Source organism: Methylophilus aquaticus (genome assembly GCF_030769565.1).
GTDB classification, from domain to species: domain Bacteria; phylum Pseudomonadota; class Gammaproteobacteria; order Burkholderiales; family Methylophilaceae; genus Methylophilus; species Methylophilus aquaticus.
Genome location: NZ_JAVCAP010000014.1, coordinates 283,924 through 305,573, shown reverse-complemented (window position 1 = coordinate 305,573; position 21,650 = coordinate 283,924). Strand labels below are relative to the sequence as shown.

Annotated in this window: 17 protein-coding genes; 2 read left to right on the top strand and 15 right to left on the bottom strand. The window is 41.9% G+C overall.

All coding sequences use genetic code 11. The features are described from left to right. Nucleotides 1-4 precede the first annotated feature (4 nt). From Q9291_RS07950 to epsL, 9 genes are read right to left on the bottom strand one after another with little or no spacing between them, the layout of a single operon-like run. Nucleotides 5-1,147, bottom strand: a complete 1,143-nt coding sequence (locus Q9291_RS07950; RefSeq protein WP_306389492.1) for a glycosyltransferase family 4 protein — start codon at nt 1,145-1,147, stop codon at nt 5-7. After that, nucleotides 1,131-2,525, bottom strand: a complete 1,395-nt coding sequence (locus Q9291_RS07945) for an O-antigen ligase family protein (RefSeq protein WP_306389491.1) — start codon at nt 2,523-2,525, stop codon at nt 1,131-1,133. The genes Q9291_RS07950 and Q9291_RS07945 overlap by 17 nt, the downstream gene beginning before the upstream one ends. Beyond that, nucleotides 2,509-3,195, bottom strand: a complete 687-nt coding sequence (gene epsI / locus Q9291_RS07940; protein WP_306389490.1) for an exosortase-associated protein EpsI, B-type — start codon at nt 3,193-3,195, stop codon at nt 2,509-2,511. Before epsI ends, Q9291_RS07945 begins: the two co-directional genes overlap by 17 nt. Nucleotides 3,196-3,201: 6 nt before the next feature. Then, nucleotides 3,202-4,062, bottom strand: a complete 861-nt coding sequence (xrtB, locus tag Q9291_RS07935) for an exosortase B (protein ID WP_306389489.1) — start codon at nt 4,060-4,062, stop codon at nt 3,202-3,204. A 6-nt stretch (nt 4,063-4,068) separates the two neighbouring features. Then, the gene (gene epsG, locus Q9291_RS07930) at nt 4,069-4,935 is read right to left on the bottom strand and encodes a chain length determinant protein tyrosine kinase EpsG (RefSeq protein WP_306389488.1); all 867 of its coding nucleotides are present in this window, start codon (nt 4,933-4,935) and stop codon (nt 4,069-4,071) included. A gap of 1 nt (nt 4,936) precedes the next feature. Beyond that, nucleotides 4,937-6,337: a chain length determinant protein EpsF gene (gene epsF / locus Q9291_RS07925; RefSeq protein WP_306389487.1), complete on the bottom strand. Its 1,401-nt coding sequence runs from the start codon at nt 6,335-6,337 to the stop codon at nt 4,937-4,939. Between the two features lie 37 nt (nt 6,338-6,374). Continuing rightward, nucleotides 6,375-7,397: an SLBB domain-containing protein gene (locus tag Q9291_RS07920; protein ID WP_306389486.1), complete on the bottom strand. Its 1,023-nt coding sequence runs from the start codon at nt 7,395-7,397 to the stop codon at nt 6,375-6,377. Between the two features lie 58 nt (nt 7,398-7,455). Then, nucleotides 7,456-8,382 carry an EpsD family peptidyl-prolyl cis-trans isomerase gene (locus tag Q9291_RS07915; RefSeq protein ID WP_306389485.1) on the bottom strand — a complete coding sequence of 309 codons (927 nt, stop codon included), beginning with the start codon at nt 8,380-8,382 and terminating at the stop codon, nt 7,456-7,458. 35 nt (nt 8,383-8,417) lie between these two features. After that, nucleotides 8,418-9,632, bottom strand: a complete 1,215-nt coding sequence (gene epsL / locus Q9291_RS07910; protein ID WP_306389484.1) for an XrtB/PEP-CTERM-associated polysaccharide biosynthesis outer membrane protein EpsL — start codon at nt 9,630-9,632, stop codon at nt 8,418-8,420. A gap of 266 nt (nt 9,633-9,898) precedes the next feature. Between epsL and Q9291_RS07905 the strand changes: the two genes are divergently transcribed. Together Q9291_RS07905 and Q9291_RS07900 are read left to right on the top strand one after the other, a co-directional pair. Continuing rightward, complete coding sequence (locus tag Q9291_RS07905) at nt 9,899-11,305, top strand: undecaprenyl-phosphate glucose phosphotransferase (protein WP_306389483.1); 1,407 nt, start codon at nt 9,899-9,901, stop codon at nt 11,303-11,305. Between the two features lie 81 nt (nt 11,306-11,386). Continuing rightward, on the top strand, nt 11,387-12,664 hold the full coding sequence (locus Q9291_RS07900; protein ID WP_306389482.1) for a TIGR03790 family protein: 1,278 nt from the start codon (nt 11,387-11,389) through the stop codon (nt 12,662-12,664). A 5-nt stretch (nt 12,665-12,669) separates the two neighbouring features. Here the strand turns inward: Q9291_RS07900 and Q9291_RS07895 are convergent, their stop codons facing one another. The 6 genes from Q9291_RS07895 to Q9291_RS07870 are packed head-to-tail and all read right to left on the bottom strand — an operon-like array spanning nt 12,670 to nt 21,621. After that, nucleotides 12,670-14,082, bottom strand: coding sequence for a phosphomannomutase (locus Q9291_RS07895; protein ID WP_306389532.1), 1,413 nt, complete (start codon nt 14,080-14,082; stop codon nt 12,670-12,672). A gap of 32 nt (nt 14,083-14,114) precedes the next feature. Then, a complete protein-coding gene (locus tag Q9291_RS07890; RefSeq protein ID WP_306389481.1) occupies nt 14,115-15,527 on the bottom strand; it encodes a mannose-1-phosphate guanylyltransferase/mannose-6-phosphate isomerase in 1,413 nt (470 codons plus the stop codon). 39 nt (nt 15,528-15,566) lie between these two features. Then, nucleotides 15,567-17,978: a tetratricopeptide repeat protein gene (locus Q9291_RS07885; protein WP_306389480.1), complete on the bottom strand. Its 2,412-nt coding sequence runs from the start codon at nt 17,976-17,978 to the stop codon at nt 15,567-15,569. A 2-nt stretch (nt 17,979-17,980) separates the two neighbouring features. Then, nucleotides 17,981-19,540: a VPLPA-CTERM-specific exosortase XrtD gene (gene xrtD / locus Q9291_RS07880; RefSeq protein ID WP_306389479.1), complete on the bottom strand. Its 1,560-nt coding sequence runs from the start codon at nt 19,538-19,540 to the stop codon at nt 17,981-17,983. 30 nt (nt 19,541-19,570) lie between these two features. Further along, nucleotides 19,571-20,698: a WecB/TagA/CpsF family glycosyltransferase gene (locus Q9291_RS07875; RefSeq protein WP_306389478.1), complete on the bottom strand. Its 1,128-nt coding sequence runs from the start codon at nt 20,696-20,698 to the stop codon at nt 19,571-19,573. A gap of 8 nt (nt 20,699-20,706) precedes the next feature. Next, a complete protein-coding gene (locus Q9291_RS07870; protein WP_306389477.1) occupies nt 20,707-21,621 on the bottom strand; it encodes a glycosyltransferase family A protein in 915 nt (304 codons plus the stop codon). Nucleotides 21,622-21,650: the final 29 nt, after the last annotated feature.

The following is a 21,650-nucleotide window of genomic DNA, read 5'->3' as shown; positions in this document are numbered from 1 at the left end:
GGCTTTAGTGTTTGATCGCCGCGAAAACTGCAAGCAGTTTTGATTGATAGGCCTGCAGAGAAAAATACGCTGCTTGCCTTATTTGCCCCGCTTCGCCGAAAGCCAGTCGCATTTGCGCATCACTGACCAACACCTTCAGACAATTTGCCAGTTCTGTAATGCTATTGGGTGTAAACAGCAACCCGGTTCGTTGATGCTGAACAATTTCAATCAGTCCACCGTGACTCGCTGCAAGCACGGGTTTTGCACAAGCCATGGCTTCTATCGCCACTCTCCCAAATGGCTCCGGCTTTGTTGATGGAACGACCACAAGATCAGCGTGTTGATAGTAAGGCGTCGCATCGCTAACAAAGTCTACATGCTGAATGTATTTTTCAAAGCCTGATTGTTTAATACTTTCCCTGAGCGCACTCACCAACGCCTCCTGTCCTTCAGCTGCACTGCCTAAAAACACAAGATTGTATAAATTACCGCTTTTAAAATTTTGAACACTGGCTGCCAATAATAAATCCTGGCCTTTCCAATGATTGATTCTTCCTGCAAGAAGCACGACAGGCAGTGGTGCAGAGAGTGTTTGATAGGGATTGCGAAATATGCGCCGAGTGGCTTCTATGCCGTTCCAAATCACATGTGATGAGACATGGTCAGGTGGCTCAAGCCACTCCAAAGTATTTTTGGAGTTGCATACAATATGGTCTGATAAAAGGGGCACTATTTTTTTGTAAACACTGCTGACAAACCTTGGCGTTTCAATAATTTCCCTGACATGCCAAATGTGCGGGATGCGATGCATACGTGCCCATAATGGCAAACCTAATACGGCCAGTGTGTTGGTGTAAGATAAATCAAACTGGTGCAGCCTGTTTAATCGACTCAAGTCCTTAAAAACACGATACAGTGTAAAAGGCATCTTAACCAACGTACTGAGTTTAAAAATAGACCTGGATAATTTAAAAATCTCGAATACATATACTTCAATCCCAAGCGCGCGGATCTTCTCCAGAAGTGGCCCCTGTTCTGGCAGCACAACCACAGGTTGATAGCCGCTTGTTGGCAATATAGTGAGCAGGTCAAGCAAAGACCGGTCAGACCCGTACAACTCAGCGGACTGGTTAACAATTAATACTTTTTTAGTTATTTTTGTCATTCAAAGCTTTCTTGTAGAACAATGTCATGCTGACAATACAAGAGATTAGAAATGCACCATAAGGATTGACCAGTTCAGGCTGTGTCAATGACAGTCCAAGAATTGATGGCAAAAATACTGCGATCGTATTGCGTGGATAATGATCAGCTTTTAAATCAACTTCTGATTTCAGAGATTTTATATTTTTGTACCAAATTGCAACAATAATGGTCAGCAGTGCCATGAGTGACAATAGGCCAGTTTTGGTGGCAATAAACAAATAGCTATTATGAATATAACGTGTGTGGTCTTTAAATTTACTGATTTCCCTCATCCATGGACGATACTCTCCGCCAATGGCAACACCTAGTACAGGGGATGCTTGAATGCGTTTCAGGGCATATTCATTCTCAATTTTTCTCCATCCGTAAGATGTACGCGCGCCCCCCTCTGACTTAATACTGACAAGCCTAGTTTGAATGGTATCTAGTTTATCTGGACTGATCATCCATAACCCAAGAGTGCTCGTAGTCAAAGCCGCGCAAAGCATCGTTACATAAAGCATTTTTTTATGGATGAAGAACAGGATGAGCACAAAGGAAATTAAAGTCCATAACCATAATGCTCTGCCAAAATTCACGTACTCTGCGACAAGCATCAACGTCAAAAAAGCCAGCCAAAGCAGTTTATTGGCTTTTGTTTCAAACAGTTGAAAAATAGCGAATATGATGGCGTACATGACAAATACAAAGCCAGGCAACTGCACACGTGTAATATCTGATTGGTCAGCGCCCTCAGTTAACAGATAGCCAACCCGGCCTTGCGCGACGACTTGTATGCCGGAAAAAAACTGAAATAAAGCCGTGACTGCAATAAATAGTGCGACCGCTAGAATCAACCGATTGATTTTAATTACGGTGAAATAGTGATTTTTGTGGCGCAACCATATAAAAACTGGGATCCAGACATAATAAATCAACTGCCTGAAATCATTGTACAAATAGGACCATTGATGTTTTAAAACGATTTTGCCAATAAGTGTTGAAACGATCAGAAACCCGAAAAATGTGATCAGACTAATGAATATCAATCGGTCCAAATGCAAGCGTTGTTCGTGTGGTCGTTGCACGGAAGGTCGATAATTTGAAATCAAGAGTACGATTACTGTGATAAAAAATAAAACATCGGCTATTTTTAAATCCGGTGACAAAATTGAAAGCACAATAAACAGAAAAACACCTGTGACATTGAACTGATACACCACAAAAATATAGATTACAAGCAGTATCAGACTCACAACAAACAGCGTTGGAAACAGGGTAACAAAAAATCCGCAGAGTATGGATATGAGGCTTGTAATCAGTAAAAAAACACTTTTTTTATTAATTATGGACAACATCACTTAAGCCAAATATTTGTTTTGTATAGTTGTGGTTAACTGCTGACAATAATGCATTGATGAATTCGCTTTGCAAAGCGTAAGCATTCTGTGAAGTCTGATTGATGGTTGACACGCGCAATAGAATTCCGTCAGGCACATCCCCTTTAAATCCGTATTTAAGCTTCTCGAGTTTAGTTTCTTTAGCACCAACAACCACTTTATCGCCGATGGTAGTCCAGTAAGTGATGGGTTCCACTCTATTGGAAAGCGTTGCCACCAATTGTTTAACGCGGATATCTCCTAATGGGGTTTTAACCACGTTATTTACTTTTGAAACGATTTGAAAACCTTGCGCAGGGTAACAGACTTCAGGGTAATGTAATTGCGTATTGTCACTTTGATCTTCACCATATGCGATGACCAGCATGACATGCTCACCTTGGCTATTGGCATAGTTTCTGGTCAGTGTTTGATGATAAAGTTTGTTGATCAATACGGTCTGTTGAGGGTTGACGATAGATTGCATGCTTTTTTCATCCATTTGCCAATCGCCAAACTGTTGGGGGATGATCTGTTCAAGCACAAAATGTTGTCTTTCTGCTGCAAGCTTGTGTGTTGGCCTTAATGAAAAAGCGATTATTGACGCAACGATCATTAGCAGCATCAAGATATATTTTTTTAGTGTCATGACGACTTATCCTTTTGCATTGTTCAGCTTGACCAAACGTTGAATGGTTGAGTCAATAAATATGATCAAGAGCAATGCAACAAGAAATAACACCATACCGGCAAAACCATGGACAAAGCCCTGCCCTACTGCATCGCCAAAGTAATAGGTCACCAGTGTGATGGCAATGACACGGATCGTGTTGGCAGTGAATGAAATGGGAACGATAAACAGCGCAAGTGTTACGTTTCTTGCCAGGGAGTCATGTTTGACCAAATTTAAATATAACAGTCCTAACGCTTCCAGCGAGATTAAGGTATGCATGCCGGCACACGCATCTGCGACCAGTAACTGGTATTGCCCGATTTGCAGAATGACGCCGTTTCTGGCAATCGGATAATCAAACCAATACAGGACATGCTCGGCGACTTGTGAAACAGCTATTTTCATCGGCATAGTGACTGCGTCCACAAAAAATCCTGGCAAGGGGATCATGAACACCATGAAGAAAAGTGGAAACCAGACTGCCTTTAGCGTTGTCCAGCCTTTGAACTGTAAAATCAGGGCGACGATTAACAGGGTTTGCGCCCCCATATCCAGCATCAGAATGTCTTGCGAACGTCCCAGTATGTAGATCAGTAAACTCAATGCAAAAATCACCCAGCCAACGCGCGGGGCTGGGCTTGAGGGTTGGCTGAATGCCTGCCTTTTGTCATAAAAGAGATACAGTACAACCATTAATACCAATGGCCCATGTGCCTGATCTGCCTCATTCCAGATATTGGTAAACAAATTGGCATATGTTGGAAGCACTAATGCAGCAAAACCAAGCAGTAGCGGCCACCAGTTGATAAGGTATGGCCTGACGGCATTAAAGTTAATCACCATTGCACCTTAAAAGCTGTTGGCAACAGCCCCGATTACACTGGCACCTGCCCCCTGAATTTGCATTTTCAGAGAACGCATATCTTCAATAGTGGTGTGATGAAGTCTGGAAACCAAAACAGCACCTTTGGTAACGGAGGAAATAATTTGTGCATCCGAACCAGCCACGATTGCCGGGGTATCAATAATAATGACATCAAAAATACTGGCAGCATATTTGATCAGTTGTAAAAACATATCCCGGCTGAGTAGCTCTTGCGGGTTTGGGGGAAGTGTGCCGGCACCCAGTACTGTCAGATTGGGGATGTCAGGCATGATGTTTAACAGTTCTGTCCGCGGTGTTCTGTCAATCAGAATATCTGACAAACCAAAATTCTGAGTCAAATTAAATATTTTTTGCAGGCTGGGCTCGCGCAGGTTGCCATCAATCAACAAGGTTTTTTTACCCAATTGTGAAAACACTACTGCCAGGTTGGAGGCAATATAAGAAGCGCCTTCTCCGGCATTGGCACTACACACCGAGAAAGATTTAAAGCCTTCACTCAGCCATCGAAATAGCAATTGGCTACGTAAAACCCTGAAACTTTCTACTTCTGGTGAGAACGGTTCGTAGGCTGCTATCAGGGTGCGACTGTACTGCTGATTGTCTGCGGGTAAGAAGGTGTACTCGAACTGACGCGACAACGCCTGTTGCAAATCCATATCCGTGATAAGCCCCAACGCCTTGGCTGCATCTCCAAATTTAAGACCGTCTTCTTTTTGTTTGCGCAGAATTCTTTCAGTGTCCTCAGGGGTAATTTTTCCCATTTCGAGCAAAAACATCCCCAAGCTGGAAAAGGGTTTGTCGGACCGTGAATCAATAACAGACTGGATCATATTAACTCTCTTTTGATGTGAACTGCAGCAATGGCATATTTTTGATTTTTTTCAGTGAAGCGTGCTGGCCAATCACAGTCAATACCGGTATTTCCACCATTTCAAAAATATCTTCCATACTGCGCACTTTACGATTCTGCATTTCAGCCAAGAGGGCAAAGCTTATGCCAAGCAAGCCACCTAAAAATATTGCCAGGATGACATTCAGCAGTAGTTTGGGGCTGGAGTGCTTGGAAGGCGGAATTGCCTGATTCAAGATCGAGATATCGCTTTCGTTCGCCTTGCCTTCAATACTGGTTTGATTCAAACGTTGTGAAACAGAGTTATACGCAGCTTGTGCAGTTTCAACATCTCGTTGCAACACGGACATCTGATCTCTTGTGCGATTTAGTTCCAGTACTTTTTGTTTTTGGGCGGCAAGGGCTGCCTTCAGCATGCCCTCGTTTTGTTGGTAAATACGTGCGCTGCCTCCAACACTGCTGCCAATACGGGTAACCTCTATAGTGAGTTGCGTTTTTAATTTGTCCAGCTCTGCTTGCGCTGACTGGTATTGTGGATGATTGCGACCAAATCGATTACCGAGCTCTGCGAGCTTGGATGATGCCTGAGTAATTGCTACTTTAAGATTTTGTATGACCGGATTCGAGGCAATATCGGGTGATGCATCACCGGCTGAATTTGCATTGCGTTGTCTGGCACTGGAGTCCAGAGCCTGCGCCTGCACCATAATTAGTTGATTGGCCAGTTGGTTCAGCTTGGCATTTTCAACATCCAGATTTTCCATCACACTGGTCAATCCGGTTTCTTGCTGATATTGAGATAGCTTGACTTGTGCAGTCTCGAGTTTTTCTCGATATTCTTTGGCCTGAGAAAGTAAATATTGCGCCGCCTTGCGTGATGGCTCCACTTTTAAATACAAACTGGCCTCCATGTAGGCTTCAGCAAAGGCATTGGCAATGGTAGCTGAGAATTGCGGGTCAGCACCGGAGTAGCTGATATCCAGCATACTGCTTTCACGTGAAGGTTTGACGTCCAATTTTTTAATTAAGAGATCAGCCAGCCAGTCATCTATCTTGACCAGGTCATTCGACTCATCCCGATATTGTTGCTGAATGACAGGACTATTAGTCAATCCAAGGTTTTTCACCACTTTGACCGCTACAGCATGACTACTGATAATATCCACTTGGGTTGCCATATAGCCCGGCATGAGTTGTGCAGGCATTGCCATGCCAGTGACAGGGTCTACCCCTTTATAATTGACAATCAGTGAAGTCGTGGCTGTATACGATTTTGGTAAAATAAGACTAAGGGCCAGCGTGACGCCCACCACCAGAAAAAATGTCCATAAGATTATTTTATATCTGGCTTTGATAATCAGCAGGAATTGCGAAAAATTCATTGTAATGATCCTAGATTAGATGATTGCTTACACGCGGTCAGAGCAAGCTTTCCTCAATAAACAATACATCCTCATCGCGCACATCTGTGGTCAGATTAGGAGATTGTTTTTCAACTTCTCCCTGCGCATTTTTTCTATACAGTTTTACGCTACGTTGTGTGCCGCGCACAGTTAAGCCACTCGCTTTGGCTATTGCCTGCATCACAGTCATATTTTTATCAATTTTATACATACCCGGACGCTGCACTTCTCCATAAATATAGAGTTGCGGAGCTTTCGGCACATACAACACATCACCTGGGTAAACCATTTTATTTTTTTCAGAAGAAACCCCTTTAAAAAGCTCATCAATATTCAGCTTTTCTGTGACTGGCGACCCAGATACGGAAGTGGTGTAATACACCTCTTCGGCTGCATTTTCATTCACACCACCAGCTAAAGAAAGAAAGTCTGCAATTTTGCGCGTCCCTCCCTGAATACCATATTTTCCAGGGCGCAGGAATTGCCCAACAACAGCAACATCGCGCATACCCACATAAATGGTTTCACCACCAGTCACCGCGAGGTCATCACTTTTTACTTGCTGTTGAATGATTTCACGCAAATCATATTCTGTGCGTTTATCACCAGTCACTACGGTCACAATTTCCGAGGCATCAGGCGTAAAACCACCTGCCTCTGCAATCATATCTTTAATGTCTGAAGCTCGCGTAACAGGGTAACGGCCCGGTTTCATGACGCCACCGAGTATCGACACAGTTTTGCTTAGAAACTGAAGCACGACCACTGAAACCTGCGGACTAGCTATAAACCCGCCGCGTTTAAGCTCTTCCGCAATCCTTCTTTCGGTTTGCACCGAGGTCAAACCATTGACTTGCACCTCGCCTATCAATGGAAAACTGAGAATCCCGTTTTCCGCTACTCGGACTTCACGCGTCAGCTCCGGATCACCATAAACAATGACCTTCACATAGTCACCAGTCCCAAGTGTGTAATCAGCAAAGGCTGTAACTGGCAACAATACAAAAAACAGCAAAAGAAAACGTTTAAAAAATATCATAGGTGTACTCTCAATTTAAAATGTACTCTTTTCAATGGTTTTTACCATGCAGGACTATTTAAAGTCCTTTTAATCCATGCTCAATTACAGTCGATGATTTTTCGGATTCGTTTAAGAGTGAAGATCCAGCATCCGTTGATATGGATAGTGCATCATCAGGAGCGAGTGAGTCGTTAAGTATTTCAATTTTCGCCAGCTTTTTAAGACGCAAAATCTCATCCATTATTAACTGCTGTTGTTTACGCGCGTTAATTGCTTTGCTAGCCATTGCCGTGGCTTGTTCAGGAGCCAGTGGAAACACCGTCACATTTGTCACTTCTCGGGCTACAATTCTGTTCTCGTCATGCATGAACAATAGATCCCCCTGCTTGATATTGCTGGCAAGAGGCAATGCTTTTGCAGGAAGTGCCTCAGTTGGCAAATGCTCTTCAACTGTTTCAAACTTAATTTGATGATTGTTTAGCCATTTTTTTAACTCACCATTGTTCGTGAACAGTGTTTGCAACTCGTTATAATTAACTTTTTCTGTATCATTTAAAAAAATGACATCACTGGTCGTAAATAACTTGCGATCACTGAAAATCGCAGGGTGCTCCGCCATAAATTGTTGAATTTCCTGCTTGGTAGCAGATGCCAGTGTTGAAGACTTTCTCGACAAATAGGCTTGTGCGTAAATCTGTGCTCTCGCGATATCCAGCAGTTGAACCACTTCCGGGGTTCTATCTAAATTCAGTTTGATTGCTTCTTGCACAAGCAGTTGACGATCAATCACACTGCCAAGCATTTTTTTTTGTATATCCTGCGCGCCCGACTGTGGTCCCTGAACACGCTTAAGCTCAGTATTCAGCAAATGTATCGTAATTTCATCACCGTTCACTTTAGCAAGTACCTGTGAGCCAGTTTCTTTAGCTTCTTTGTTTTGGCATCCAGCCAAAACCAACATTAGGAAAATATAAAACAAGAATTTATTCATTAAAACTTTCATCTGTTAATTCAAAACGTCATCAAAATCAAAAACTGTCAGATTTTTAAGTCTACAGTCACACTAGTCGTCACATCGTCAAAGTCAAATGCATCGTAACCGGAGTTTGCATTACGACTGGATTTGATGCTGCTGAGTGTCAAGCCAATATTTCTTAACGGCTGCCATGTTAACGCCCCATTAATACTTTGCTCATGATCTACTCTATTGGGAAAAGCAGGATTAACCCTGCCATCAAAGTCTCTTTGTGAAAGTCGAGCATTCAAACCTAAGATGACTTTATCTGAATAAAAGTATGTCGCTCCAATATTGACTGCATCAGTAATACTATATGTGCTGTATTGGGTTTCAAAAGTCCCTACTGCCCGGGATAAATCCATGCTGGTTTTTAACTTACCAGTAAGCAGCAAGTCGTATTTCAGGTTTCCCAACCAAGCATCGTAATCACGCACAGAAAAATTGTCGTACTCACGAGAAAGATAAGCCAGCTTGCTGCTTAAATTACTTTTGGCAGATGCTTTGAACAAAACATCCACTTCAAACTCGTCTTCGTTAAATCCATTATCAAATGACAAGGCAATATTTGATGCATTGAGACTACGCTTGAAGTTTCCATTACGCTTGTGTCCAAGCATGGTGAAAGATGTTCCAGATACAAAGTTATAACGGACACCATAATCAAAAGCCGTGGCATCGTAATCATTTTGTGCATTAAATGTTTGGCTGTTTTTGAGGCTGGTATCGGTAAAACCAACAATCAAACTCCAGACTTTATAAGGTGAATATTCTGCACGGAATATATTGTACTCATCAGTGCGAATGTTCTGAATCAAAGTCCTGAAGTCAGCAAAGCCAAGTAGCGATTTGTTTTTTCTGGTTGAAATTGTTCCGGTTAATGCAGGAGATAGCGCCCATTGCCATGCGGCACTGTAGTTAATTGCATCAAAATTCAGAAAGTCACTTTTTTGATATTTATAGTCAACATAATTCACATCAATCACAAAATGTTGCAAAGAATATTTTTTATCAAAACGCACTCCTGCTTTATAAGTTGTAATCTGGTCAGAAGTTTCATTATTGCTTGAACGAAAGAGATTACTATCCCAAGCATGATTCGCTGATGCCGAATATTGCAAAGAATCGAACTCGTCAGCATAGGTTAACTTACAGAAAAAAAATAGCGGGCAGACACAGTACAAGAAAATATGTGTGAAGGATGGCTTCTGAAAATTTTGCTGAAAGTGATAAGACATTCGGAGCCCATTTTTTATCGTTTTTAATGATTTACTATTAAAAAACGATAAATTTAATAAATAAAATTGCGATTTTTTTTGTTTATAGTCTTAGAGATATAAAACAATTCAACATCATGCAATTTTAAGATGACAGTTTTTTGACAGGTAATGCAATAAATACAGACTAGACAACACTTTAAATATTGCTATATTTGCTGTTAATAAATTGCTTAACAACATTTAATTACGTTACACTTTAAAGAATTATTAATATCAAACACTTTATGGCAACAAGTAGCCCCCCAATCAGAACACTATCAGGCTTTAAGTCTGGTGTAAGCAGTCCTCTCTATTTACTAGAATCGCTACTTGAACCTTTAGTGATGGTATTTGTTTTATGGGGTGTTTTCATTAACGCTGAAAACCGCATCCCGATGTCAATTTTTGTAACATCGATTATATTGTTTTCGATTACTTTTCCTAGTGGCGCAAAAATCCGCAAAGGGTTTTTTAAAATATGCCGAGATGTAATTGTTGAATGGTTACTCCTGGCAAGTCTAGTATTGGCATTTGCCTACATTACCAGATACATTACGCTGTATAGTGAAGAATTGATTTTAATCTGGTTGATTGCTACACCTGTTGCACAAATTATTGCGCTACAGATACTAAAATTAGTCAGTCCAAAACTGATTGAATGGCAAGGTCCACCGCAGAATACAGTGATTATTGGCTTGAATGAACAAGCGTTATTACTCGCCAAAAACCTTGATAGCGACACCTATCAACGTATTAATATATTAGGTTTTTTTGATGATCGCGCATCTGATCGTTTGCCTGTAAATCAAGAGTATCCATTGCTCGGCACATTAACTCAACTCAGCGATTATCTGAAAACTGAACTTGTACATAAAATGTATATTGCGTTACCAATGTCAAGTCACCCGCGTATACTAAAACTGCTTGACGACTTAAAAGACACCACAGCTTCAATTTACTTTGTTCCCGATATTTTTGTCACAGACTTGATTCAAGGTCGAGTTTCCAGTGTTAATGGTATCCCCGTAGTCTCGGTTTGCGAAACGCCATTTACTGGAACGGATGGGTTTATCAAGCGGACTGCTGACTTATTATTTTCGTTTGTGATACTGATACTGATTTCTCCAGTTTTACTCATTATTGCGATGTTAGTAAAGGTAACCTCTCCTGGGCCAATAATATTCAAACAGAGACGCTATGGCTTGGATGGCCAAGAAATACTTGTGTACAAATTTCGCTCTATGACAGTGTGCGAAGATGACGGAAAAGTGACGCAAGCTACTAAAAACGATATGAGGATTACGCCTTTAGGTGCTTTTCTGCGTAAAACATCACTCGATGAATTACCGCAGTTTATTAATGTATTACAAGGGCGGATGAGTGTCGTAGGCCCACGCCCGCATGCAGTAGCCCACAACGAGCAATACCGTAAACTGATTAAAGGCTATATGATCAGACACAAAGTCAAACCGGGTATTACAGGTTGGGCGCAAGTAAACGGCTTTCGTGGTGAAACCGATACTCTCGAGAAAATGGAACAGAGAGTTCATTACGATCTGGAATACTTGCGCAACTGGAGCCCAAGGCTAGATATGTTAATTGTGGCAAAAACAATTTGGTTAACAATCGTGGGGCAAGATAGCGCATTCTAAAAACAATGGCTAATTCATAAAATGAGAATACTGTGATTATATTGAACCGTTATGTGCACATAGTTTTGCTATAAGCCTGATATGTCCATTAAATGGTTAAAGATATTCCATAAAATGAACGTAAAGCTTAGCTTTTTCGGCGGCCTTTTTTTCACTCTAATTGCCACGTACGTCTCGGCAGGTGATTACTTTGCCGAATTTGACAGAGTGGGAATCACTCCCAGCGAGCTCGCTATTTTGGTTAATGTAGATGACTCTCAGTCTGTAGAGGTAGCCAAAATCTATGCTAAAAAAAGAGGTATTCCATCAGAAAATCTCATACAACTTCATTTCAACCCTGCTCAAAACGAAATGAGCCAAGCAGACTTTGTCACAATCAAACAAGAAGTTGAAGCAAAAACTAAAAGTCATATTCAGGGATACGCCATTAGCTGGACCAAACCATATAGGGTTGTTTGCATGTCAATGACTAGTGCGATCTCTTTCGGATTCGATCAAGCCTATTGTGGTGGTTGTAATCCAACACGTGAAAGCCCCTATTTCAACACTACATCCACTACGCCATTCAATGATTTTAAAATTCGACCTAGCATGATGCTAGCGGGCGACAGTGTACAGGAAGTCCTACAGTTGATTGATCGCGGCATTCACGCGGACTCCAGTTTTCCTTCGGGCAATAGCTATTTAATCAAAGGTAATGGTGGAAACTACGATGTACGTGCTGCCAATTACAACTTGACTCGGGAAGACTTTAATTCTGTTTTTTTGACCTATGTTACTAAACAAGTTAGTACGAGCCCCCTAAAACGTAAAAACATTCTGTTTTACTTTATCGGAGCACCTCAAGTAACCAGATTGGAACAACTTGAGTTTCTGCCTGGGGCAATCGCAGATCATCTTACCTCTTTTGGGGGTGACCTATATGGCAAGCATGGGCAATCAGTAAGTCTTGCTTGGTTAAAAGCTGGTGCCACAGCAAGTTATGGCACTGTAGTAGAACCATGTAATCATTTACAGAAGTTCCCCAATCCTGCTGCTGCAATGTATTACTACCTTAAAGGCAATAGCCTGCTGGAAGCTTACTGGAAAAGTGTTGCATGGCCTGGTCAAGGACTATTTATTGGTGAGCCATTATCCTCACCTTTTAAACCAGTATTCTCCAAGCTAAATGATAAGCAGTACACTGTTAAAGTGTTTGCAGAAAACCAAACCAGATTATTCTTACACTATACTGAGAGTCTTACTACCGCTTACACAAAAATTGCGGAGTTTCAAATCAAGCGTGGGATTAACCAGATTAATATCCCACCTGAACTCACTAGCGGTAATGGTGGTTATTTTAAGTTTGAAATCAGATAATAAAATCAGATACAATCTGCTAATTGAAGCATCACATGCGACAAAAATTGATACGCATCTTTCTGGCTAGAAGCTTCGACATAACACCTGAACTCCGGTGCATTGCCTGATGGTCGCAAATGTAAAACTCTTTCAGACGTCAAACTAACACGCAGTCCATCCGTGCTATCCAACTTAGTAATCTGATCATTCAACTTGAATATTTCAATTATCTGCTCAGGATTCGATGTCCAGTGTGCAATTAGTGCAAGACTTTTGTTGCTCGGAAAATCTTGTACCCGGTCACTGGCAGTAAACCTTGACGGTAAATCAGATACCATAGTTGACAGTGGTTTATTTTGTAACCTGATCTGAGCAAGTAATACAATGACGGGCAATAGTGCATCACGAGTTGGCAATGGCTTCAATGCCGGAAAATCCGCCAGATAACTTCCTAGCAGGAAACCGCCGTTGGCTTCGAAACCAGCCACCTGCGAAGCCCCCTGTTGTTGCAAAGCCTCCATACCGGAAATTACGTAGGGTGAGCCAATTCGAGTGCGTAAGACTGTTTGAAAAAAGCCGCTGGTTTCAATTGCACTATTGCAACTTACAGGAACTGCTAGATGGGGAATATTTAAAGCCCTTGCTGTCATTAATCCAACAATATCGCCGCGTAACCAGCGACCTTTCTCATCGCTTAAAAGCGGCCTATCTCCATCACCGTCCGTAGAAACAATTGCATCCACCTGATAATTTCTGGCCCACTGCAAACCACGCTTCACATCACGTTCTGATACGGCTTCGGTATCAATAGGAACAAAGGTGTCTGAACGCTCTAAACATATCACTTCTGCACCAAGATCAGTAAATAACTGCAGCATCAAATCGCGCCCTACACTAGAGTGCTGATAGAGTGCCAGTCGCAACCCCAACAGGCTTTGCCGACCAAGCAAGTCTTTATAGCGCTGCATATACCCTAGTTTGGCTGACAAATCTTCAACAGGTAAGCCTGCGCTCGGCGCCTGCTTTGGGCATAGAGGAACATCGCAACTGAGCATCATCGCCTCATCCGCTTTACTAATCTCGCCATTAGGCCGATAAAATTTAAGCCCGTTGCGATCAAAAGGGATATGGCTACCGGTCACCATCAAACCAGGAATTTGCAATTGTTGTGAAAATAGCGCCAACGCTGGTGTGGGGATGGCGCCACAAAAAATGACATCTATCCCAAGTTTTCGTAGCAAATTTGCGCAAGCATCAGCAATACGGGGGCTACTAGGCCTTAAATCTATAGCAATCGCTACCTGCTTGAAGTCAAAGCCCTGCCGCCTCATTGTTGACATAAAAGCGTGCGTATAGGCAGAACAAACCTCGTCAGTCATAGCGGACACTAGACCGCGAGCGCCACTGGTACCGAAAGCAACACCACTGCTCTCCATCAAGTTAGCTAACTTACTCACTTACAACAACCTTATGCACGACCATACGTATCCTCATAGCGCACAATATCATCTTCACCCAGATAGCTGCCTGATTGAACTTCAATCAAGTGCAACGGTAATTTTCCTGGATTTTCAAGACGATGTGTTGAGCCGATCGGAATGTAAGTTGATTCATTTTCCGTATAGAGTTTGGTAACGCCATCAATCGTAATCATGGCAGATCCACTGACGACCACCCAATGTTCTGCACGATGATGATGCATTTGCAATGATAATCTTTCACTGGGTTTGACCATAATCCGCTTCACCTGAAAACGCTCACCGACATCAATGCCCTCATACCAGCCCCATGGCCGATACACCCGTGGATGCACCTTGTGCTCACTACGTCCGCTTGATTTCAAATGATCCACAATACTTTTGACATCTTGCGCAAAATCACGATGCGCGACCAATACGGCATCACTGGTCTCAACAATCAACAAGTCACTGACGCCCAGCGCAGCCACAAAACGACTTTCCGCCCGTACAAGCGTATTTTTTACATTTCTCAAATAAACATCACCGCGACTCGCGTTACGATCCTCATCACATGGCTGCACATCTTTAAGCGCAGTCCATGAACCTACATCGTTCCAGCCAATACTGGCAGGAACAACAGCGGCAAGACTGGTTTTTTCCATCACGGCATAATCAATAGAATCTGAGGGGGATTTTGAGAAAGCATCTTCAAACAGCCTCAGGAAATCCAGATCTTGATAACTTTGTGCGACCGCATTATTCACTGCTGATACGATGGCTGGCGCATAGGCCGTTAGCTCTGATAAAAATACCGCAGGCTTGAATATGAACATGCCACTATTCCAGAAAAAGTTGCCTGCATCCAGATATTGTTGTGCAGTCACAGCATCTGGCTTTTCTACAAAACGGGCAACCTCAAAACACCCCTGAGCGTCTCCCATCGATTGCCCAGACTGGATATAACCATAACCGGTTTCTGGAATGGTTGGAGAAATACCGAAGGTCACCAGTTTGCCCTGTTCTGCGCACGTGCTAGCACTACGTATAGCCGTCTCAAACGCAGTGACATCTGTGATCACATGGTCAGCCGGCAACACCAGCATCAACACATCCTCCGATTTCAAGGTCATTGCGGCTGCGGCAATCGCAGGAGCGGTATTTCTTGCAACCGGCTCCAATATGATCGCCTTTGGGCTGATATTAATCTGTCTTAATTGTTCTGCTACCAGAAAGCGATGATCATTTCCGCATACAATAACTGGCTCACCCACTTCGGCCCAATCAGAAATCCTGAGCAAGGTTTCTTGCAACATTGTGTTATCTGAAACCAGCGGTAATAATTGCTTTGGCAATACCGCACGGGAAAGTGGCCATAGCCGGGTTCCAGAACCACCGGAAAGTATCACAGGTACTATTTTCAATTTCTTATCCTTTTACACCACTTAATCAATACTTGGAGGCTATGTTTTCAGCTCGTTAACTTTTTTGTTGATGACATCTACGGGGATCACATTATTAGCACTTTTCAACTTCAGTGCAGTTTCTAATGAGATTATGGCATTATCTTTGTCAGCAAGTGATGCTTGTGCCATTCCAAGATGGAAAAAGAAAATGGCAGTCTTAGGACTTGCATCTGTAGCCTTAAGCAAGGCAATTCTTGCTTCATCGTACTGCCCGACCTTAAATGCAATCCAGCCTATCGTATCCTGTATATATGGTGAAGGTGAGCCCTTCAGCTCACGTGACAAGGTATAAGCTTTCTTTAGAGACACAGAATCGGTCTTAAAGTCAGTCACCAGACTAATATAGTTATTTTTAGCAACCACAGAATCAGGATATATTTTTAGAAATTCAGCATACAGATTAATCGCATTATCAACACTTCCCTCACGTTGATAAACGTTCGCTAATAATAACTGCAATGTTTTCGCGTTTGAAACATTTTTAATGCCATCATTCAAAACCTCTTTGGATTCGCCTAGTCGATTGATGTCAGCTAATAACTCACCCAGTTGCTGATAAGCATCGAGTTGATCGGGGTGGTCTTTAATAATTGTCCGGTATTGATTGATAGCAGCATTATTATCATGCATCTTGATCAATACCTGTGCCAACATAATTTTCGGTCTGATATTGGATGGATTGTTAGTGACAATTTGCTGCAACATTTTTGCTGCTTCTGCCTTACGGTCGGCGTTTACAAGCGATTTAACCAAAGACAATAATGCTTCAGAATTTTGTGGGTCAGATGCATAATTTCTCTCCAAAGCACTGATTCCCTCATCAAAGTTCTTTTGATTCACATACACTGCGCCCAAAATCTGATCAGAGGTCTGGGTGTCAATACTCTTGATATCTTTTCCTATACTCTCGGCACCAAGCAAATCACCACTAGAAATTTTAATCGCTGCCATATATTTCAGCACTTTAGGGTCTTTGGGATTAGCGGCCAGAATAGGCTCAATAGCCCTTTTTGCCTGATCGAGTTGATTGTTTCTAATCAGATACTCAACATAAGGTAATGAAAAATTGGTATTAGTGACTGACACATCTGCTGCACGTTTAAAATACTTCTCAGACAACTCCTTTTCACCAGCGGTTTCATGAGCTTGGGCTAACGCTACCAATGCTGGCGCATTATCTGGCGAGTCTTTTAATATGATACGTAAATCTGCAATAGCAGACTTGTAATCACTGTCATTCATTTCAATGGCAGCCTTCAGTAACAAAGCCTGGACATGTCTGGAGTCCTCACGCAAGACCTGAGTAATCAGCTTAATACTTTCAGATTTATTTCCAGCAATAAATGCATTAAATGCCATCATCGACTGGGCTTTGTGAGCACTCTCGAGATCGCTGCTGTTTTGTGCAATTTGCACCAGCAATTTTTTTGCATCTTCTTTACGATTTACGCTATTTAAGAAAAATACTTTAAAAAAACTGAGTTCTGCATTGTCGTTTTGAATTGCGATAAACTCATCTAGAACTTGAAGGGCAGGCACATCTCCTTTAGTAGACCGGATATATTTGATAAGATCAAAAATAGCTGCATTTTCATCAGGCTTTTGCTTAATAATTGTTTTTAATACAATTTCTGCTTGATCCACTTGGCCAAGCTTGTTATGCAGATAAGCAAGATGTTTTAAATACTCAAGATTATCAGGGTATTGATTGATAAGCTTTTTCAACTCTTTTTGTGCGTCAGCGATTTGTTGATTCTTCTCCAATGTTTCAATTCTCAAAAGCTTTAGTGAATTATCTTCAGGGATATTTTTCAGTCCTTCATCCAAGATAGTCAAGGTTTCAGCATAGCTTCCACGCGTGTTACTTTCACTTGCGAGAATAATAATCGCTTGCGCATTCTTGGGGTTCAGCTTTAGCGCCCGACTCGCAACATCAACAGCGCCCTTGGCATCACCAGACTTAAAAAGAAAAGCTGATTTTGTGCCAAGAAACTCAGCGTTATCAGGTGCAAGACTTTCCAGGAGACTCAACCGATCCATGGCCTTTTCCATTTCATTGGACGCCATGTAAAGTGTTGCCAATTTCAAATTAGCATCAATGTGTTTCGGTTCAAGCTCGATCACACGCAAACTAAATTGATATACCTTACCCCAATCATTATCGTGCTGAAACGCTAATGCCATTCCATAAATTGCCGGAACGGAGTTGGGCTGTATCTGCAGTACATTTTTAAATTCAAGTACAGCCTTTTTAGTATTTCCATCACGCAAATATGCATTAGCGCTGTCAAGATGGCTTTTCGCAGACTCCTCGGGGGTTGAGCAAGCAGACAACCAGAGCCCAAGACAGAATGTCATAACGCTCTTAATCAAAACATTAAGGAATATGTTGGCGTAATTTTTTCTCATAATCACTCTGGAATATAATCGTTTAATAATGGCAAAGATACCTTGATAAAGTCAGACAGTCGTTTATCTGCTGCCGCAACATCATCATTAGCATTTGTAACTAATCTGACCAACGCACCATCAGTGCGATTCATAAAGATTGCATCTTTAAACAAATAAAACTTCATCAGATATTCGCTTGCTATTTTTCTGCCACGTTGCTGATACCAGTAATAGACGACTTGCTTGTCCTGCCCCTTTTTAATTAATACTTTATTAACTGTAAACTTTTTACCCTTAGAGTCAATCATAGGTATTCTTTCAAGCGATGCAATCACCCAACCACCACCAGGCATGCATACTTGTGGAGAATGCGGAGAAACTCCTTTACGCTGTGAAGCATAGTAAGCCAGATAATAATTAACAACTTTATTCTCCTCTGGCCGAAAGTAATCTGCCAACAAATAGTCTTGCAAACCTAAGATTGAAAGCTCATTTTTACCTAGAGACCCCTGCTCACCCACCCAACCATTCACGCTGAGTGGAAATGTATCTAGTGGTTTATGTGGCGGCTGTATCTCCACTCGATCACTCAACGCTAGTGTAATTCCACAAGTAATCAGAGTGAAAAAAAACGCTGCCCATAATGGTTTTAAGGATAGGGAAGACGACCTGCCTAACAACGGCACGCCAACTTTGGGAGTATCAATGGCTGTCATCAGGTTACGCCCACTACCCATGCGCTCTAAAATCCACACCTCTGCGACAAGTATGCCCAAACAAATCATGAATACAATCCAGCCTTCAAAATAATGTAGAAAACCATCGGCCATCTCGCTCCCCCAATGATCAACCAGCACCCCCACTACAGCTATACGTACACTATTCATAACTACAGTGATCGGTATAGAACTGATAAATACCAGCCCTTTTTTCCAAATAGCTGCCTGATACATATACGCAATCAAAAAGGCGATGCCCATCAATGGATAAAGATATCTAAGCCCACTGCATGCCTCAACTACTTGCAGTTGATACTGGCCAAGATCAATCACATTACCTTCCAGATAAACGCTCGTACCAATCGCGCGTAAAAACATCACTCCAAACTCAGATGAAAGTAATTGCAAACGAGCCGTTAATAATGCCTCCATGAAATATGGCAGCGGGATACAAAAGACAAGAAAAAAAATGGGTGTAAAACACAATTTAAAGAGTGACCTGCCTCCATAGGCAAGGGTTATACTCATTAGAAATAGAATAAAACCTAACTGAATAGCGAGATAAAAAGCCGTAACCTCTCCAGTAAGCAATAAAAATGATGCGAATAGTAGTAGCCCAACGCCCCAGTAAGATCCTTGGCTGACAGCTGCAATGAGTGCAGCTTTTCTCTCCCATAGAAACCATATTGTAATCAACGGGATAAAGTAACCATGGCCGTACTCTTCCTGTTTATTCCAGCGGAAAAGTAACTCAGTCAGCCCCCCCCAATAAGAAACCAGTCCAATTAAGAGTGTAATAACAGCTATCAGCAATGCTGTATTATTTTTAATAGCCGATAATTTTTGCAGATAAGCACCCAATGCTATTGCCTTTCAATTTTTTCAATTGTGTTAATCCAATAAATAATTAACGCAATGCCACTTCAGCAGACGTTTATGCATGGCACTTAACTTTAGTAAGATGAGACGCCTATTTTGACGCTTTAATTTTTGCTGGAGAATCAACAGATAGGCAATCAACCCAGCCCCCAAAAAATCTGCGTGAGTAAAATCAATCATGACATCCATATTTTTTTGAAAAGCATTTTTCATCGTCTGGCGGTTGTAATCAGCTAATGAGCCATGAAAGTTTCCAGACAAGATCAACAAGGCACCACCTGTTTCTGGCAATGATAATGTCATCAATCCTTTAGAGCTATTATTAATTGAGTAGTATTTAAAATGGTTATATATAGCAATTGGCAATACATTAAAAGCAATCAACCTTAAGAAATGAAGGCCGTCTTTATAATAACGCCTCCATAGATAGGGTTCTTCTTTAATACGCCATAGCCACTCAAGGCCTAGCTTCTGAATAAACTTAGGTGCACGAGAAACTGTTCCGGCAGAAAAGTTAATGACCGCCCCCAAGTGACTGACAACAGGAACCGATAAACTCTGAAAGTTTTTATCAATCCACTGCTGCCCCTTTTGGGCGCCAAGCGCTACAACCAAAAAATCAGGCGCGGCCTGATTAATCTTGGTAATGTAGGCAGGAATGGACATTTCTTCAACAGACTTAAATCCAGGGTCAAGATAACCAATCGAAGACATGCCAAGGGAAAACTTATTTACAGTATCATGAGCTCTTTTAGCAACGCCTTGCATACCACCAAAAAAAAAGACTTTCAGCTTTGCAAGACTTGAAGCTGGTTGCGACAACTGCTCAAACAATGAAGCCCCGGCTACCCTCTCCATAATTGGCAAACCCAATAGCCTAGCTACCAAAACTAATGGCATTCCGTCTACAACGACCATATTACTGTTAATTACGGACTGTCTGAGAGCTACATCGTGTAATGAACCAACCACAAAGTTTAAATTTGGGGTTGTTAAAAATACTTTTCTTTTCGCGGTCACCGATAAACGTATTTTATCCACTGCAGACTGCATGCTTTCTGCATCAAAGGGCAATCCCAACATGCAAAAAATGTCACGATCCCAATCATCAAAGTCTAAAAGCGGTGTATCACTCGACATAGGTATACTCAGAGAATTGATTTTGAGGCGTATTTTTCATGAATTTCTTCGATTGCTTTTTTCTTCCCTATGAACATTGCACGCCATTGATAGTCAGACAAAAATTTTCTAAAAGCTGTATTTTGATAGCGATCTTCACCTTTAATCCAAGCCTTCAGCCACCCAAGCACAATAAAAAAACCACCGATAACATATGGTTTTTCCGGAACCCTGTAAACAAATGTAAGTAGCATCCACAAAAAACTTGATCCCATGAAGTATTGTCCAAACCCATGCCTCATACGACCAGTAAAAATACTTTGCTGACTAGAACCCATGGGCCGCAAATGCACAAAACGCAATTCAGGGTCTTCCCAGCTCATTGCCATCCAACCATGCATGCGACATAAATGCCCATCGATACCATCCCACATGACTTGCTGTACAAAGCCCCCCATTTCTTTAAAGCAATCAACTCGATAAAACTTCACCATCCCTAATGAGTTTTCATCCCCATGGCGCTCACTTTCAAGACCATGATCAGTTTCAATATAGGCTTTACCGCTTGCAGTAGCTATGCGCGGGTTTTCATCCATTCTTTGCATAATAATTTCAAAATATTTTGGCGGCATACGCAAATCAAGGTCGAGCTTGCAAAGGTATTTGAACTCGTCTGGGTTAATCGCAGCATAGCCCTCGTTAAATGCCTCAATCACGCCAGGCCCAACCGAACGCTTGCCACGATCTTTACGGGTCACTACCTTGATCCAGGCATGCTTCTTTGCATACTCAAGTAATATATGCGGTGTCTCATCAGTAGATCCATCGTCTACGATCACCCATAAAGTTGGCCGCACTGACTGAGCAATAACCGTATCAAGTGTTTGTCGCATATATTTCGACTCATTGCGGCAGGGAGAAATTAGAACATATTTATTTTTCATGGCAAAAACCTGCTTTTATAAATTTTATA